17 protein-coding genes are annotated in these 16,944 nt (G+C 56.2%); 14 read left to right on the top strand and 3 right to left on the bottom strand.

The genetic code is table 11. From position 1 onward, the window contains the following. Positions 1-318, top strand: a complete 318-nt coding sequence (locus C5Y96_RS09645) for a Rieske (2Fe-2S) protein (RefSeq protein WP_105352508.1) — start codon at positions 1-3, stop codon at positions 316-318. Between the two features lie 77 nt (positions 319-395). Here C5Y96_RS09645 and C5Y96_RS09640 read toward each other — a convergent pair whose 3' ends face one another. Both C5Y96_RS09640 and C5Y96_RS09635 read right to left on the bottom strand, forming a co-directional pair. After that, on the bottom strand, positions 396-830 hold the full coding sequence (locus tag C5Y96_RS09640; protein ID WP_105352506.1) for a hypothetical protein: 435 nt from the start codon (positions 828-830) through the stop codon (positions 396-398). Positions 831-948: 118 nt separating this feature from the next. After that, the gene (locus C5Y96_RS09635) at positions 949-1,893 is read right to left on the bottom strand and encodes a DUF1559 domain-containing protein (protein WP_105352503.1); all 945 of its coding nucleotides are present in this window, start codon (positions 1,891-1,893) and stop codon (positions 949-951) included. A gap of 625 nt (positions 1,894-2,518) precedes the next feature. On the opposite strand from C5Y96_RS09635, the gene C5Y96_RS09630 reads away from it, so the two are divergent. From C5Y96_RS09630 to C5Y96_RS09620, 3 genes are all read left to right on the top strand, one after another. Beyond that, positions 2,519-3,739 carry a hypothetical protein gene (locus C5Y96_RS09630; protein WP_105352501.1) on the top strand — a complete coding sequence of 407 codons (1,221 nt, stop codon included), beginning with the start codon at positions 2,519-2,521 and terminating at the stop codon, positions 3,737-3,739. A 133-nt stretch (positions 3,740-3,872) separates the two neighbouring features. Then, entirely contained in the window at positions 3,873-4,478 is a 606-nt protein-coding gene (locus C5Y96_RS09625; protein WP_105352500.1) for a glycine zipper domain-containing protein, read from the top strand. Between the two features lie 185 nt (positions 4,479-4,663). Further along, positions 4,664-6,400 (top strand): PQQ-binding-like beta-propeller repeat protein, encoded by a 1,737-nt coding sequence (locus tag C5Y96_RS09620; RefSeq protein WP_105352499.1) that lies wholly within the window; start codon positions 4,664-4,666, stop codon positions 6,398-6,400. Here C5Y96_RS09620 and C5Y96_RS09615 read toward each other — a convergent pair. Next, positions 6,397-7,527, bottom strand: a complete 1,131-nt coding sequence (locus C5Y96_RS09615) for an ACP S-malonyltransferase (protein ID WP_105352498.1) — start codon at positions 7,525-7,527, stop codon at positions 6,397-6,399. The genes C5Y96_RS09620 and C5Y96_RS09615 overlap by 4 nt on opposite strands. A 124-nt stretch (positions 7,528-7,651) precedes the next feature. Here C5Y96_RS09615 and C5Y96_RS09610 point away from each other — a divergent pair, with 124 nt between their 5' ends. The 10 genes from C5Y96_RS09610 to C5Y96_RS09565 all read left to right on the top strand — a co-directional run bounded on the left by C5Y96_RS09610 (position 7,652) and on the right by C5Y96_RS09565 (position 16,943). After that, positions 7,652-8,476, top strand: a complete 825-nt coding sequence (locus C5Y96_RS09610) for an SDR family NAD(P)-dependent oxidoreductase (RefSeq protein ID WP_105352497.1) — start codon at positions 7,652-7,654, stop codon at positions 8,474-8,476. A 7-nt stretch (positions 8,477-8,483) separates the two neighbouring features. Beyond that, the gene (locus C5Y96_RS09605) at positions 8,484-9,908 is read left to right on the top strand and encodes a DUF6513 domain-containing protein (RefSeq protein WP_105352496.1); all 1,425 of its coding nucleotides are present in this window, start codon (positions 8,484-8,486) and stop codon (positions 9,906-9,908) included. After that, positions 9,895-11,325, top strand: coding sequence for an anthranilate synthase component I family protein (locus C5Y96_RS09600; RefSeq protein WP_233198899.1), 1,431 nt, complete (start codon positions 9,895-9,897; stop codon positions 11,323-11,325). Before C5Y96_RS09605 ends, C5Y96_RS09600 begins: the two co-directional genes overlap by 14 nt. Further along, positions 11,322-11,990, top strand: a complete 669-nt coding sequence (locus tag C5Y96_RS09595) for an anthranilate synthase component II (protein WP_105352494.1) — start codon at positions 11,322-11,324, stop codon at positions 11,988-11,990. The genes C5Y96_RS09600 and C5Y96_RS09595 overlap by 4 nt, the downstream gene beginning before the upstream one ends. Before the next feature lie 29 nt (positions 11,991-12,019). Then, positions 12,020-12,586 carry a DUF447 domain-containing protein gene (locus C5Y96_RS09590; RefSeq protein ID WP_105352492.1) on the top strand — a complete coding sequence of 189 codons (567 nt, stop codon included), beginning with the start codon at positions 12,020-12,022 and terminating at the stop codon, positions 12,584-12,586. Between the two features lie 26 nt (positions 12,587-12,612). Beyond that, positions 12,613-13,614 carry a hypothetical protein gene (locus C5Y96_RS09585; protein ID WP_105352489.1) on the top strand — a complete coding sequence of 334 codons (1,002 nt, stop codon included), beginning with the start codon at positions 12,613-12,615 and terminating at the stop codon, positions 13,612-13,614. 25 nt (positions 13,615-13,639) lie between these two features. Next, the gene (locus tag C5Y96_RS09580) at positions 13,640-14,353 is read left to right on the top strand and encodes a pyridoxine 5'-phosphate synthase (RefSeq protein WP_105352487.1); all 714 of its coding nucleotides are present in this window, start codon (positions 13,640-13,642) and stop codon (positions 14,351-14,353) included. A gap of 99 nt (positions 14,354-14,452) precedes the next feature. Next, positions 14,453-15,340, top strand: a complete 888-nt coding sequence (gene dapA / locus C5Y96_RS09575; RefSeq protein WP_105352484.1) for a 4-hydroxy-tetrahydrodipicolinate synthase — start codon at positions 14,453-14,455, stop codon at positions 15,338-15,340. A 32-nt stretch (positions 15,341-15,372) separates the two neighbouring features. Next, the gene (locus tag C5Y96_RS09570; protein ID WP_105352481.1) at positions 15,373-16,473 is read left to right on the top strand and encodes a glycosyltransferase family 4 protein; all 1,101 of its coding nucleotides are present in this window, start codon (positions 15,373-15,375) and stop codon (positions 16,471-16,473) included. 128 nt (positions 16,474-16,601) lie between these two features. After that, positions 16,602-16,943 carry a hypothetical protein gene (locus tag C5Y96_RS09565; RefSeq protein WP_233198898.1) on the top strand — a complete coding sequence of 114 codons (342 nt, stop codon included), beginning with the start codon at positions 16,602-16,604 and terminating at the stop codon, positions 16,941-16,943. Position 16,944: the final 1 nt, after the last annotated feature.

The following is a 16,944-nucleotide window of genomic DNA, read 5'->3' as shown; positions in this document are numbered from 1 at the left end:
ATGTCGAATTGGATTGACGTGGCAGCGGAAGCAGATTGCCCGCTTGGGCAGGCTTTGGAAGTCGTTGCCGCGAAAAGGATGGTCGCGATCTATCACACCGAAGATGGCTACTTCGCGACCGATGGAATGTGCGCCCATCAAGGAGGGCCGGTTGGTCAGGGAGAACTCTGCGGCAATATTGTGACCTGTCCCTGGCATGGCTGGCAGTATGACGTTACCACCGGAAAGCACCAACTCAGTTCGATCCATCTCGATTGCTTCCCGGTGAAAGTCGAAGACGGGCGTATCTGGGTCGACGTTCCGTCGGACGACGAATAACGCTCGCCAGCCGTGAGCTCGGTTCGTCAGCGGACCGAGCGGCAAAGAATCATGCGAAGACGCTAAGAATGGCGGAGCTACTTCCCTTTGCCGTTCTTCTTCAGGTCGAAGTTCATTTCTTCGCTGGGACCCGAGACCGTCGCTGTCAGCGGGGTCAGATGCTTGGCGTTGTAATTCGGGTGGGTAATCGTTTCCAGCTTCTGGCGAGTGCCGCTATCAGGCACGCCCTTCAGGATGTACTCTTCGCCGACGACCTTAGTGCCTAAGACCATCACCTTCTTCTCGCCTGGTTCCACTTCCGCGGAATAGGTGCCGTTTTTAATTGGGGCCCCTGCGGCTGGTGCTGTATCGTCGACCGACAGGAAGGTGATCAAGCCTCCCTCAACCGGTTGGCCTTCGACCGAAACGGTACCGCTAATGGGCACGGCCGTCGAAGCCGGTCCACCGCAGCCAAGAACTAGTGAGAGGGAACCTAGTACGGGCAAGACGACCAGTAGTGGAGAGTATTTCATGACAAAAGTCGCTTATGGCATTTGGAAAAGATATCGGTTGGGGGAGTCACCAGATGGCTGGCATGTCAGGCATCGCACCGAATTAGGTGTGCGATGCCTTTTTCCTGGATAAAGCTGGTTAGGGAAGTTGCAGCGATTCGCCGCCGCGGCCTGATAATGCGGCTTCCCAAATGCTGTGACTAACGGTCTCGGTAACAAATCGAACCGAGCCGTCCATCATGCTCACGTTGACACCACCTGGGTGATTGCTGCGGGCAGCAATCTGGTATTCCTGGTTACTTCCAACCTGGGTGCATGGCATTCGGCGGTAGTCGGCATGGGACGGATCTTCGGTGGTGTCTTTACACTGACGGCACTGATCCGGTACCCGCGAGTTAGGCGTGTTGATCGACATGAAGCCAGGGCTTCCTTCGTCGTTGAGCATGTCGCCGCGATTGTCGTCCAGTTGGTTTGGCGAAGCGATCAGGATCTCGGAGAAGCCAGCCGTGTTGGACGTACCATCGGTCAGATCAGCAAAGCGATACATGTGTCGCACCCCGAATGGCGATCCGCTGAAGATCGCCTGGTCAGCCGCGTTCTGGTGTAGGTGGGTGTTGCCCATGTTGGTGACGTAGTTGCCCATGACCCGCCAGTAGGTATCGGACTGGGCCTGCGTGACGTTCACTTTGTCGGATGGGCAGTAGTAGCCAGCGACAAAGACGCGGTGGGTGTCGATGTTGGGGGATGTATAGAACGGATCAGCAATGTTGTAGCGATCGTAGAGCGCCGACTGCTCGATGAAAGGCCACAGCGAAACGGCGAAGGTGATTCGTTCGTACTCTTGGCCGTTCTCGACGGTGCCGGTGCTATTCATGGCCGCCAGCGGCATAAACTCCTGGTTGATGTCAGCGAAGTTGTGTGAGGCCAACGCCCACTGCTTCAGGTTGTTGGTGCACTGCATGCGGCGGGCAGCTTCGCGGGCCTGTTGCACTGCCGGCAGTAGCAAGGCGATCAGAACCCCAATGATGGCGATGACAACTAACAGTTCGACCAGGGTAAAACCTTGCCGTGGAGAAGTTCGCATGGTTGGCAGCTTTCAAGGAAAAGTGAGGAAAACGGTCGGAATCCAATGTCGAGCCTGAAACCGCGTGCCTTGGGACAGGTTCCCAAGTAATTTCTAGTTGACAGGTATAAAAAACGACCAAATGGAAAAGATTTTCATGACGACACAATGGATTATACAACCGGCGAAGCTGCTCGGCTAGTTCGATATTGAGAATTATTGCTGTTCGTTCCTTGTAGTTCTATAGAGGTGGTTTGGCCATTTATATGCACTAAGTTGCTAATTTGTAACCTTGTTATTGCAAAAATGTAACGAAGAAATACCCATGTAGAGGTGTATGTCTTGGGTTTGGATAATCAGCTGCTGGCGATGTGTTTTGAGTTATATTGCGGTATTGGCTCCGTGACTGCATACAGGCATCACCCAAGGCCAGACGAGCCATTGGTAAGGATGTTGGGAGGGCACGTTCGTTTCGCCAAGCCACTAGGCAGGCTGCGGGGCATTGGGATTAGAAGATCGACGAACTGGCCTGCGGGGGTATCAAGAGGTAACTATTCGTGGACGGTTCGCCTTGCCAGTCACTAGAATAGGTGGCGACCGTTCGCTCGCCGTTTCATTGTTTCCCAGGGCTAAGGAGCCTCACGTCTTGTTGGAAAACTCGACACTCAATCGTTGCTTGCTTTGTTGTTCTACCCTGTTGGTCATTGCGATCAGTTGGTGCATCGTGGGCAATGCTCTGGCTCAGGAGAAATCGGCCACCTCAGCCGGCGACGAAGAAATAATTGCTCAATTGGGGGATGATGAGTACCTGGTTCGTGAAGCAGCGGAAGATCGAATTCTGCAGCGGGGAGCCGACATTCTTCCTCTACTTAATGAAGCGAGAAGGTCTCCGGATCCAGAAGTTCGATTGCGGGCCTCGGCTCTCTATCTGCAGTTGAGCGCTCGTGTGCGGAAAGATAATTTCACTCGCTTTGCCGATATGGCGAAAGATGTGGACCTGCCAGGCTGGAAACGTTTTCAAGAACGACATGGTGATTCGAAAGTCACGCGCAAGCTATTCGTCTCGATTCTGAAAGATGAATGGGACATAATCGTCGCGTTGGAGACTCAGCCGCAGATGATGGACTATCTCTTGTTTCAGCGAGCCAACAAGATCCGCGAAGATCTTTATGGGCCCAATCACATTCAAATCTCCGAAGGAACGGCGGCAGCCATGCTGCACGCGACTTCGTTCGAGGATATTCGGATCACGGATCCGACCATGGATCAACTGAAATTCCTGCTTGCCGCTCCGCAGGTCACTAACAGCCTGCAAGATCCAGAGAGTGCCGGGCCGCTGTTGAGCGTGTTCGATCAATGGCTGGAGACGAATTTAAAGTCGGGGCGCTTTTCGCAAGAGATGCGTTTTGTTGTCTTAACAACCTGCCTGCGTGAAGGGATTAAGAGTGGCAAAGTCGTCGCCAAGCAGATGCTCGACGAGCGAGCCAGCCCGATCTATCAGAACGGATTTGGTCAGTTCGGAGCAATCAATGCGACCCAGCAGATGATGTATGCCATGCTCGCGATCGCCAAACTGGGCGGTAAGGAAGACATTGAGTACCTCAGCAAGTACTTCGACGATGACACGGAAGTATCGCTGCCGACTGTCCAGGGAGATCAGTTCAACACGCAAATGAAGGATGTCGCCCTGGTCGCCGTGCTGCACCTTTCGGGGGAGAATCCAAAGGACTACGGATTTCCACGCATCTCGACCGATCCAAACTTCTTATACAACATCCGCTCGATCGGCTTCACGACTCCCCAGCAGCGCCAGCAGGCGTTCGAAAAGTGGGATAAGAAGCAGCAGCCCACACCCATGGAAAAGTAGTGCTAGCGTGCTGGCAATTTGGATTGACCCGATTCTCTGAACTTGGCATCATTCCGCGACGTGTTTTTGGGTAGCGCCCTGGCTTGCCGTGGACGATACTTAGAAAAGCACGCTATTGCTTTAGGAGAATCGCATGCGCAGGGTCGCGCCAATCATTTACGTATTTGTTGCTGTTTCAGCTGCATCGCTTGGCTGTCGCTCGCCGTACCACCAGGACCAACTAGGTGTTTTGGGTGCGGGTACTGGGGCTTTAGCAGGAGCGGCCATCGGTAGTGCTTCGGGACATACGGCCGGCGGTGCCATAATTGGCGGGCTGGTTGGGGCCACGGCAGGTTCGGCCGTTGGGGCACATATGGACGAAGTGGAAGCCCGAAACCAGGCTCTCTTTCAACAGCGTTTAGGGCGTAGCATCGAAGGACAAACAACCTTTGATGATGTAATTGCGATGAGCAAAGCTGGCCTCGGCGATCAGGTTATCACAACGCATATCCGACGGCACGGTGTCGCTCAGGTGCCATCGGCTCAGGATCTGGTTTATCTGAAGACCAACGGCGTAAGCGACGGCGTTATCAACGCGATGCAAAACCCGCCGGTCGAAGTCGTTTCCGCCCCAGTGCGAGATCGGGTGATCGTGGAAGAACATTACTATGGCCCGGCCCCCTATTACGGCCCACACTGGCATCATCGACATTACCACCACCGACCCGGTGTTCATTGGGGCATCACCGTCGGACACTAATCGACGCCGATACGCTTAGATGGCAAACATGGAATGAAAGGGAAAGCCGAAGGGCTTTCCCTTTTTCGTTGGGCAGCGAATGAATTGTCGGTGAATTCACGCGAGCCCCCGTCGGTTCCCTGGTGCATCAGGCGTTATACTGAAGCCGCAAGCCCAGGCGGAACTTTCCATTTGACGAGAGAATCATGAGTAGTCAGTCCGGTCCCGGAAATCCGACAGCATCCCAGTCGACGGCCAGCGAGGCGTCAGCCGGCCCTGCAAGCCGCTACATTCCCCCACGCTGGATTTGGATCGTGGGCACGTGTTTTCTGCTTTTGGGAGTGGTTGGGTTCTTTGGACGCATTCTCGGAAATGGTCCCTTGGCCGACCTGTACGACGCGCTGTGGTTCTTCCGTGATCCGGCGATCTGCAATGTGATGGCGTTGATCGGCGGTTTCTTTGCTTGTTTCATCCCCCTGGTTTGGTTCACGTTCGCCAGTAGTTGGCCGGCCGCGATTCGCTTTACCCCGATTACTTTGATCGGCCTGGCCGTGATGGGTTTCTTTGCCGTGTTCGAGATCCAGGGCGTCTCCGGCGAGATGGTTCCACGATTCGGCTATCGTTTTGGCAAAGCCCCTGATCAGCGTCTGGGCGAGTTCACCGCTTCGGGAGCCAATCAGGCGGAAGACAGTCCCCGATCCGTGGCCGACGACCCGAACGCGTTTGCCCAGTTCTTAGGCCCCGATCGAAATAGCCGTTTGTCCGGTCCGAACCTCGAGACTGATTGGGCATCTCATCCACCGAAAGAGATCTGGCGTATGCCAATCGGTGCCGGGTGGTCAGGCTTCTCGGCGCTCGATGGTCGCATCTACACGATGGAGCAGCGCGACAATGAAGAACTGGTGACCTGCTACGACATGCAAACCGGCAAGCCAATTTGGGGAACCGGCGTCGAGACGCGGCATTACACGGTGATGGGTTACGTAGGGCCTCGCTGCACTCCCCTGCTCTTCGATGGACGCGTGTACGCGTTGGGTGCCACCGGAGTACTACGCTGTCTGGACCAGCGCACCGGCGACATCGTTTGGCAGCACGACCTGCTCGAAATGTACGGCGTGACGCCGGACGTGGAAGTCAAAAATATTGCCTGGGGGCGTGCCAACAGTCCTTTGGCGTACGAGTTGGAAGATCGCAAGATTGTCATCATTCCCGCTGGTGGGCCAGATAAAACCCAAAAGGACGCCATGGCCTCGCTGGTGGCTTTCGATGCAGTAACGGGTGAGAAGGTTTGGGAAGGTGGGCATCATCAGATCAGCTACGCCTCGCCCAGCATTGCTCAGGTTGACGGCAAGGATCAGATCATCAGTGTGAACGAGTCGACGATCACTGGCCATGACCCATCCACCGGCCAAGAGATGTGGTCGATCGATTGGCCCGGCAATTCTGCCGGCAATGCCACTTGCTCGCAGGTCCACTCGCTGGGGAGCAACCGCTTCTTCGTTTCCAAGGGCTATGGACAAGGTGCCAGTACGTTTGAGGTCCAGGCGGTGGGGGAAGGTTTTACGACCAAAGTACTATGGGACAATAGCCGCGTCCTTAAGACCAAGTTCACCAACGTTGCGATTCAGGACGACTATGTCTTCGGGCTGAACGATGGCATCTTGGAGAAGGTCAAGCTAGAAGCCAAACGCCCCGAGTGGCGTGAGCGTGGATTCGGTCACGGACAGCTTCTGCTGGTGGGTGATGTGCTGCTGGTTATGGGGGAAGAAGGTGACCTCGCGTTGGTCGATACGGCCTCGGAAGACTACCACGAGTTCTCGCGTATCAAGGCACTCTCAAGCGAAATCGCGCCGACCTGGAACCCGCTGTGCCTGTACGGTGACTTGCTGCTGGTTCGCAATGCAGAGGAAGCGGCTTGCTACAAGCTTCCAACCAAAGACTAAGTTGCCTTGTCGAGAAGCCAGTCTTCGAAGTTCGTTTGCTTGATCGTCGGTGCACGCAGCAAATAGGCTCGTTCGCCGATAAGTGCATTCAGCCAGGGGCGATAGACGAGCGTGGAAAGTGCTCGGGTGCTGATGCTTCCTTTGACCTGGGCTTCGACGTTTTCCGCCAAGCGGCTATAGGTGGCCGGCACGATGTTGGGTTCGGGGCCCAGATGAATGAGTGCCTCGGTGCCGCTGCTCAGCGTGTGATAGACCGCCTGCCACAGAAGTTGAGGCTTATCTACCCACTGGCAGATGAGATCGCGAACGTTGGTGTCGGTGTAACTACAGGCACCGGTAATCAGCGAAAGCACCGGAGGCTTGGGGGCTGTGAAGCCGCTTTTCATTTGACTCATCAGTAGGGCCGCACGCGAGTTGATGTGCTCGCGCCAGACAATCGGGGTGTGCATCGGCGGCCACTTGTGAGGGTTCTTCTTCACATGAACGCGATCGGCAATCGTTTCTTGAAGTCGCGTGTGGAGACGCGTTGTGGTGTCGTGTTCGCCAATGACAATGAGCGAGTTGGGGGAAAGAACGGCCGAGATTCCGATTAGCCCTTTTCCTTCGGCGTTGATCTCTTGGCAGAGATGATGAACGCTGTTAGCACTGAGTGTGGTCTTACGACAGAAGACGACCGCGAGCGTGCACGTGGGTGCGAGCTTGGCTGTATCGATGGACAACGAGAGCGGTATCGTGAGGGCGTCTTCCAAGCTCAAGCAGTGGCCGGCCACAAGTGCCGTCAATTCACCCAAACTGTACCCCATCAGGTACTGGGCGTTGGTAAGGTGAACATTGTATTCCTGCTCGAGAATATCGACCTGGGCCATTTCCGCGGCCATAATCAACGCGATGGCGTCGGGGTAGGAATCGAGATCGGTTTCTTCCCCTCGACTCACGCGGCCCAGCAAGTCGACTGGTCGATGCAACACTTCCGAGGCAATCTGGCCGCACTGTTCCAGTCGTTTCGCAACGTACCCACCAAAACGCGGATGGTTCAACAACTCTGGCGTACGTCCCATGTTCGTGACGTTGTAGCCGCGAAAGACGAACGCGGTCGTACTCAGATGACCGGTGATATGATCCGCCATGGTGGTTGTCGTCGCCGAGGTGCTTGTCTGATGGAATGACGTGCCTGAGGCATGGCATCCCGTATTGCCTATCGACAATATACAATGCAGGCAGCATCAATGTGAAAAGTAGGACAAGACGACCATGGAAACCGCCCCGGAAACCGCAACGACCGATTTCAATCTGAAGGGAAAAGTTGCCGCCGTGACGGGGGCTGCTAGCGGAATCGGTCGAGCGATTGCCCTGCAATTAGCCCGCCAGGGGGCTTCGCTTATTTTGCATACCCGCAGCAACGACCATGGCCTCCGCGAGACCGCCAACCTGGCCCAGGCCATCCGTCCCCAGATTGCCGTCGAACTGTTGATCGAAGATTTCCAGGACCCACAACAGCAAGATCGTTTCTGCCAGCAAGCCTGGGATTGGAACGGTGGGATCGACATTCTCGTGAATAACGCTGGAGTCGACGTGCTGACGGGCGAGGCGGCGCAGCTGACCTTCGAAGAGAAGCTGGAACTCGTCTATCGCGTTGATGTCGTCTCTACGATCCGGATTGCCCGGACACTGGGTACCAGGATGAAAACGATCCCTGGTAGCAGCATCGTGAACATTGGCTGGGACCAGGCCGCGCACGGAATGGAAGGAGACAGCGGCGAGATGTTCGCTGTCTCGAAAGGAGCGATCATGGCTTTCTCGAAGAGTCTGGCGAAGTCGCTGGCACCGAACGTTCGCGTCAACTGCGTGGCCCCTGGGTGGATACAAACGGCCTGGGGGGAAGACAGTTCTGACTACTGGCAAAGCCGCGCCCAGCGCGAGTCGCTCGTACAAACTTGGGGCAAGCCAGAAGACGTGGCAGCGACTGTAGGCTTTCTCGTTTCGTCGGCCGCACGATTCGTGAATGGGCAAGTCGTGACGGTCAACGGCGGATTCAATCATGGAGGTCAGCTTCCACGAGATTTGAAGGAGTCGTAACGGCGCAATGCCCCAGCCTCACATTCATTTCGTTACCGGTAAGCTGGCCGAGTCGTCGCTGCGAAACGTCTTGGCCCAATTGGCACCTAAGGCAGGTTTCGACTACTCGGTTCAGGTCCTCAACATTACAGTGGCAGCGTTGATGACGGCCGACTGGATTGCCAGGCGAATCCAGGTTCCGCCCGAAGCGACCCAGGTGATGGTGACCGGTTACTGCCGAGGAGACCTGAAGCTGATCGAGGGCGTCGCCATGGTGCCGGTCCAACTTGGTCCGAAGGACTTGCGTCAACTGCCAGATTGGTTCGATCAGCCTGCCCTGGCCGATGACTACGGCGAGTACGATATCGAGATCATCGCCGAAATCAATCACGCGCCAAGCTTCAATTTGGCAGAGATTGTAGCGGAAGGTATTGAACTTCGTGCTGCAGGTGCCGACCGCATTGATGTGGGCTGCGATCCTGGCAGTATATGGACTGGCGTCGCTGATTGCGTGAAAGCCCTATGCGACGAAGGCCTGCAGGTTTCGGTCGATAGTCTCAATCCAGGTGAGATCGCTCCAGCAGTAAAGGCGGGGGCTAGCCTGGTGCTGTCGGTCAATTCGAGCAACCGCGAGTATGCGGCCGATTGGGGCTGCGAGGTCGTGGTGATTCCGGACGATCCGAAATCGCTGAAGGGATTCGACGAAACGATCAACTATCTGGTTGGCAAGAGCGTTCCCTTTCGACTCGATCCGATTCTCGAACCGATCTCGTTTGGCTTTACCGAAAGTATCGTCCGCTACTACGAAACGCGCCGGCGCTATCCCGATGCCGAGATGATGATGGGGATCGGTAACCTCACGGAACTGACCGACGCCGACTCGGCCGGCATCAACGTGATGCTGCTGGGAGTTTGTCAGGAACTGGGGATTCGCAGCGTGCTGACCACCCAGGTCATCAACTGGGCCCGGACGAGCGTTCGGGAATGCGACCTGGCTCGGCGGTTGATGCGTTACGCGATCGAGCATCGAACGCTTCCCAAGCGGATCGAGCCCAAGTTGGTAACGCTTCGTGATCCGAAAGTGAGCGAGCCATCTCCCGAAGAGCTTGCACTGTTGCCACAGCAGCTCAAGGACAAGAACTACCGACTGTTCGTCGCGCAGCAGATGTTGCACATGATTTGTAGTGATCTGCATTTGCAGGATGACGACCCGTTCTCGCTATTCGAGAAGCTCGAAGCGACCAGCCCGACCAATTTGAACCCGTCGCACGCGTTCTATCTGGGATTCGAACTTTGCAAGGCGATGACGGCCATGCATTTGGGCAAGCAATACCGGCAGGACGAAGCACTCGATTGGGGCTACCTGACGCACGCAGAAGAGTCGCACCGGATTAACCTGCATAAGGATCATCGCAAGGATGCCAAGGCAACGGAGGCTGATGATGCATCGTAGCCCAACCTTGGGAACTCCGCTGGTGACTGAGATGGACGAGCGATTCCGGCCTGAAGGCGTCTTTGAGCGTCTGGCGAATTTGCCCCATGTGCTCTGGCTCGACAGTGCTCGGCAGGGGGATACGCTCGGGCGATACAGCTTCCTGATGGCCGACCCGATCGAAGTTATCCAGGCCGGTCCGCTTCAGATGGAAGCCGCCCTGGCGAGATTGTCCGAGCTGGAGAAATCGTTTCGCCTGGATAATGTGGCGGAACTTCCGCCATTTCAAGGAGGAGCCGCAGGCTACTTTTCGTACGACCTGAACCGGGCATTTGAAAAGGTCCCGGAGACCAGGTTCAACGAGTTTCATCTCCCCTTGCTCTCGTTTGGCATTTATGACTGGGTAGCTGCATGGGATCACGTGCAGGGAAAGGGGTGGTTGTTTTCCACGGGCTTCCCTGAAGTCGATCTGGAAAAGCGACAATCCCGGGCTAAGGCCAAAGCGGATGAAGTCTTGGGGATGTTTGACTGTGAAGCCCCTCGCCTGGAACCGGCGAAACCGGGGAGAGTTATTCCCGCAAACGATCTGGCTTCCTGCTACGCTTGCCCAGAGTTCCCTGATGTGATGAGCAACTTCCCGAAAGATGACTATCTGGAAGCGGTGCGAAAGTCGGTCGAGTACATCCACTCCGGTGACATCTTTCAAGTGAACCTGGCTCAGCGGTTGATCCTGGAAGCGAAGACGTCGTCCCCCCTGCTCTATTTGAAACTGCGTGAAAAGAACCCGGCCCCTTTTGCTGGCTACTATGATTTCGGCGCGGGACAGATTGTGTCGGCGTCGCCTGAGCGATTCATTTCGGTACGAGATCGTACGATCGAGTCTCGGCCGATCAAGGGAACGCGACGTCGTAGCGGTCGGCCGGAACTCGATATGTTTTGGGCCGACGAATTGATCCGCAGTAAGAAGGATCGCGCTGAGAACGTGATGATCGTCGATCTGCTGCGGAATGATCTATCACGGATTTGTCGGCCGGAGAGCGTCGAAGTGACGAGTCTCTGCGGACTGGAAACCTACCAGACGGTGCAGCACCTGGTATCGATCATCGTGGGTGAGTTGGAGGATGGAGTGGGAGTTCGAGAGATCCTCGAATCGATCTTCCCAGGCGGCTCGATTACCGGTGCGCCGAAGATTCGGGCGATGGAGATCATTTCGGAACTTGAGCCAACGGCTCGTGGACCGTACTGCGGCTCGTTGGGGTATATCGGGTTCGATGGTTCGATCGACTGGAATATTCTCATAAGAACGGTAATCGCCTCGGCAGGCTGGTGGCAGTTTCCTGTCGGGGGAGGAATTGTGGCCGACTCGGACCCCTTGCGGGAGTACGAGGAAACGTGGCATAAAGCATTGGGACTTCTCCACGCGGTGCTCGACGAATGATATTGGTCATCGACAACTACGATAGCTTTGTGCACAACCTGGCGCGGTATTTTCGCCAGTTGGGGCAAGAGACTGTCGTGCGCCGTAACGATGCCATTTCCGTCGAAGAAATCAAGCAGATTCGACCGGTCGCGATCGTCCTTTCCCCGGGGCCATGCACGCCGACCGAGTCTGGCATTTGTATGGATGTCGTTCGCCAACTGCAGAGTGAAATTCCCATCTTAGGTGTGTGCCTGGGGCATCAGGCGATTGTCGAAGCGCTGGGTGGTCGGGTCGTCCGATCGAATCGGCCGATGCACGGCCAGGCCTCGCAAATCACGCATGACGGAACGGGCGTCTTTCGCGAGCTTCCTTCCCCGATGCAAGTCGGCAGGTATCACTCGCTGATCGCAGAGAAGGAATCGCTTCCGGCATGCCTGCGAATCGATGCCCAGACCGAAGATGGAACCATTATGGCGGTCTCGCACCCATCGCTGCCGGTGGTGGGAGTGCAGTTCCATCCGGAGTCGGTACTGACAGAGCACGGCTATGCCTTGCTGGCCAACTTCTTGCAGATGGCTGGCCTGGCGTCGCCACCCAAGGTCAACGTGGCGATGCCCAAGATTGCGATCCCAGGCGGAGCAGCGTTTGCCGAAGGTGACGTATATTGGAGTCAGGAATTGTGAGTGATCCAAGGTTGCGCATTGTTGAGGGAATGCTCACGACACAGAATGCCGATGGTACGGTGAACGTCGCTCCGATGGGGCCTTGCGTCGACGATCAGTTCACGCGGTTTCTACTGCGGCCTTTTCCTGGTTCACGAACGTACGAGAACCTGCTACGAACACGTCAGGCAACGTTTCATGTTACCGACGATGTCGAAATGATCGCTCAAGCAGCCGTGGGAGATTTGCATCAGCCTCCTGCTTTTCTGGCGGACTGTGAAGCTGGCTATCACGTTCTGGCTGGCTGTTGCCGTTGGTATCGGTTGGAAGCGGACCAGATCGATACGTCAGGAGAGCGGGCCGCATTGAACTGCCGTGTTGTACGGCAAGGGCACATCCGGGACTTCTTTGGCTTGAACCGCGCAAAGCATGCTGTGCTGGAACTGGCCATATTAACAACCCGCGTCCACATTCTTTCGGCAGTAGAGATCGATCAGGCGATTGCCACGATGATGCCATGGGTCGAGAAAACTGGGGGGGATGCGGAAGTCCGCGCCTGGGAATTCCTGCGGACAACGATCCAAGAGCGGCGAATTGCCGCCAGGGAATCGTCCTGAGGCTGGAAGTTCGGTAAACTGCTGGAATGCCTCTCTTCAAGCCATCACCCCTGGACGGCCCCTCTTCTTCGCTGGTCGCGAAGTTGACCGTGGGGGCGCGCCTTCATTTTGGCCTGCTGGCGTTTGATTCGGATGACGCTTCGTTCGGCGGTGTGGGCGTGATGATCGATCGGCCAGGTTTGGAAGTTCATGCAAGCCAGGCTGAACAGTTCACAGCCACAGGCCCTCTGGCCGACCGCATCGAGGCATTCGCCCGGTTGTGGCAGCAGTCGACCGACCTTGATCTTCCGGCGGTACGACTGGCGACGCGGGGCATGCTGCGCGATCATGTCGGACTGGGCTGCGGTACTCAGTTGGGGCTGGCGGTCGGGACGCTGCTTTCCAAGTTGGCAGGCTACCCGTTGCCGGACATTCCGACCCTGGCCGCGACCGTCGATCGTGCGAAGCGGTCGGCGATTGGCTGTTATGGTTTTCTGGAAGGCGGTTTTCTTTTTGAAACGGGCCATCACGAAGATTCGTTTCCGCGGCTAGCGTATCGGGGCGAGGTTCCCTCGCGCTGGCGATTTGTGCTGGCGACCCAGCATGAGGTGCTCGGGCGTCACGGCGAAGAGGAAGAAGAAGGTTTTCGCCAGTTGGACCCCGTTCCGGATCCTACAACGGCGCGGCTTCGCCAACTAATCGAGGGGGAGATGATTCCGGCCTTGGAAGCGACCGATATTGGGCGTTTCGGTGAGTCGGTCTACGAGTACGGTTGTCTGGCCGGCGATTGTTATGCTGCGCTGCAAGGGGGACGCTATGCGAACCCCACGTGTACTGATCTTGTCCAGCGAATGCGTTCGTTCGGAATCGCCGGTGTCGGGCAAAGTTCATGGGGGCCAACCATCTTTGGATTGTGTGAAGATGGTGAGCAGGCCGAGGCACTTTGCACCCAACTGCGAGAGCGGTATTCTGAAAGCCAGTTACAACTGGAGATTTCCCGGCCAAATAATCGCGGTGTCCAACTTGAGTGGGCCTCGCCAGGCGGCTGATAGTATTTGAGAGGAAGCGGAGTTCATGCCTCATCTGGGCGTAAATATTGATCACGTTGCCACGATTCGCCAGGCTCGCAACACGAATGAACCTGACCCGGTTTGGGCCGCTGCCCTCTCCGAACTGGGGGGCGCAGACTGTATCACGCTGCACCTTCGCGAAGATCGTCGCCATATTCAAGATCGTGACCTGGAGGTGATGCGACAGACGGTCAAGGTGAAGCTGAACCTGGAATTAGCCGCGGAAGCCGATGTAGTATCGATTGCTTGCCGCGTGAAGCCCGACCAGGTGACCCTGGTACCGGAACGCCGCGAAGAAGTCACCACTGAAGGGGGCCTGGATGTCGTGGCCCACGAAGCTTCGATCGTCCGAGCAATCGACCAGTTCCGCGAAGCAGGCATCTCTGTCAGTCTGTTTCTCGACCCCGACCCGAAACAGATCGAGATGGCGGCCAAGCTGAAAGTAGATGCGGTCGAACTGCACACCGGGCAATATGCCCTGACGCGTGGTCGTGAGCAGCAAAAGGAGCTGGCACGACTCTCAATCGCCGGCGAACTGATCCATAAAGCGGGCATGCAGCTGCTGGCCGGGCATGGGCTGACTTATACGAATGTTCAGCCAATTGCACAGATCCCCGAAATGGCGGAACTTAATATTGGCCATAGCATCGTATCCCGGGCCGTTTTCGTCGGTTTCAAAGAAGCGGTAGCCGAAATGAAACGGCTGATCACGCTTTAGGCGGCACTGGCCAAATTTTCACGTGTATCGTATCATAGGCCGGTCCTAGACAGGCTTTTGTTCTGAGTTAATTCGTTTTCAATCTGTTGGTGTTTCAGCATGACACGCAAAGGTAGCGATTTCGCAGGCGTATCGGTAGCAATCACGACTCCTTTCAAGGGAGGTCTAGTGGACTACGACTTGCTGAAACAACAGGTCGAATTTCAGATTGAAGCAGGCGTCGATTGCCTGTGCCCGGTAGGAACCACCGGCGAATCCCCGACGCTGTCTCACGACGAGCACGAACGTGTTATCAGTGTCGTGATCGAAACGGTAGCGGGGCGCGCAAAGGTGATGCCAGGCACCGGATCGAACAGCACCCACGAAGCGCTAAAGCTAACCCGCTGGGCCGCTGGCGAAGGCGCGGACGCCGCTCTGGTTGTCGCGCCTTACTACAACAAGCCAACCCAGGAAGGCTTCTATCAGCACTTCAAGGCACTAGCTGAAGACTCGTCGATTCCGATCTGCGTTTACAACATTCCGGGACGTACCGGTAAGAATATCGAGCCAGAAACGATTGCCCGCCTGGGTGAGCTTTCGCAGATTCAACTGGTGAAAGAAGCCACCGGCTCGATGGATCAGGCATCGCAAACGCTGGAACTGACCAACCTGACGCTACTGAGTGGCGACGACAGCATGACCCTCCCGCTGATGTCGATCGGCGGTGCCGGGGTGATCTCGGTGGTTGGTAACATCGTTCCCAAGGATATGCTGCAACTGGTCAAGGCCGCAGCCGCCGGCGACTACGCCGAAGCCCAGAAGATGCACTTCAAGCTGTTCACGCTCTGTCGAGAAATGCTAGGTCTTTCGACCAACCCGATTCCAATCAAGGGTGCGATGAAGATGCTCGGCCGTGATTCGGGTGAACTGCGTCTGCCAATGACCCCGCTGTGCGAGAACGGCGAGAAGCGTCTGGCCCAGGTGCTGACCGAATACGGTTTGCTCTAAATCCTGTCACCAAGAGAGTTGCTGATGCCGCCATGCCGTTTGTCGTCTATCTCTGCGAATATGGGACGATCTACGGTGGCGAGAACTCGATGCTCAGCGGGCTTCAGGCCTTGCAGCGCCGCGGCTTTGACGTTGCCGTGGCGTGCCCAGCGGAAGGCCCCTTGGCTGGGCAATTGGCCGATCTAGGCGTCCTCGATCTACCGTTTCTGTGGATCGATGGAAAGGGAAAACGTTTGCCGCTGGAGCAACTGCGTGAGGACCTGGTCGAGATGACGGCATTATGGAAGGCTGATATCGTCCATGCCAACAGCTTGTCGGTTTCGCGGATACTGGGACCAGTCAAGCGACCTGGAAGGACCAAGTTCGTAGGGCATCTGCGTGACATCATTAAATTGAATCGTCGTGTCGTCAGCGATATTTCGGCGCTGGATGAAATCTATTGCGTATCGACGGCGACAAGATCCTTTCATCTGAATCAGGGGCTGTCGGCTGAGAAATCGTTGGTATTGCACAACGGAATCGATCTGACGGAGTTTGCCCCACCCAGTTCACGAGAAGAACGCTCTCCCCTACGGCTGGTCTATATAGGACAACTGGTCATGCGGAAGGGAGTCGATGTTCTGCTGGAAGGCGTTCGGCGAGCGATCGAGCTGGGAGCGGACGTCACGCTTGATCTGTATGGTGAATGCCACTCGACCAAAGAAGAAGCGAAGCAGTACCTGGCCGATGCCCAGAGCTATGTCGAACGCTGGCAGTTGACCGATCGTATTCGGTTTCAAGGTCGGACGGATCGAACCTGCCAGGTCCTGCAACAGGCCGACATCCTGGTTCATGCGGCTCGGCAAGAGCCGTGGGGACGCGTTCTACTAGAAGCCGGCGCTTGTGGACTACCTATCATTGCGACGGATGTAGGAGGCACCCGCGAGATGTATTCCGATGGCGAGGCACTGCTCGTTCCCGCTGATGACCCAGATATGCTTGCCCGGGCGATCGAGAAGCTGTGCCAATCGGGGGAACTTCGCCAGTCGATGGGAAGGAATGGAAGGAAACGGATCGAACAATTCGACATTAACGATTATGCGGATAAACTGGCCGACCGTTACCAAAAACTGCTGCAGGGTACCGTGAATTGACTCAAGAGGCAGGACGGACGCCGATTGTGAGCTAGGTTAATGTGACCGGCGAGGATTCGATAGGCGGATCGCGATCGGTCAGTCATTCTCTTCTGAAGAGCCTTGTCAATTCGCAATGTAGGTCTGCCATGAGCATGTCTTGCCAGGAACTTGCCAGCCGCATCGAACGAATGCAGCCCAATGCCGAACCTCGGGATGTTGCCCGACTTTGTTTGCTGCTTTCGAACTGCGTCGAGAATATTGGAGAACTCGACGACGACCATCTGTTGACGGCCGCATGGAAAGAAATGGGACTTCGCCTGCAAGCCGCTACCGATCAGCACGCAGCCATGACCGACGAATTGGACGAGCTGGCCAACTCGGATCCACGCAAGTTCTCGCCTGAGCAGATCTGGGTGCTGATCCGCGCGATCAAGGTCCAAAGCCAGATTCTACAGATGTATGTTGGGCAACCACTGATCGACGCCTAAG

Origin of the sequence: Blastopirellula marina (assembly GCF_002967715.1) — a bacterium.
GTDB classification, from domain to species: Bacteria; Planctomycetota; Planctomycetia; order Pirellulales; family Pirellulaceae; genus Bremerella; species Bremerella marina_B.
The sequence above is the reverse complement of the archived record's forward strand: the minus strand, read 5'-3'. Positions and strand labels throughout refer to the sequence as shown.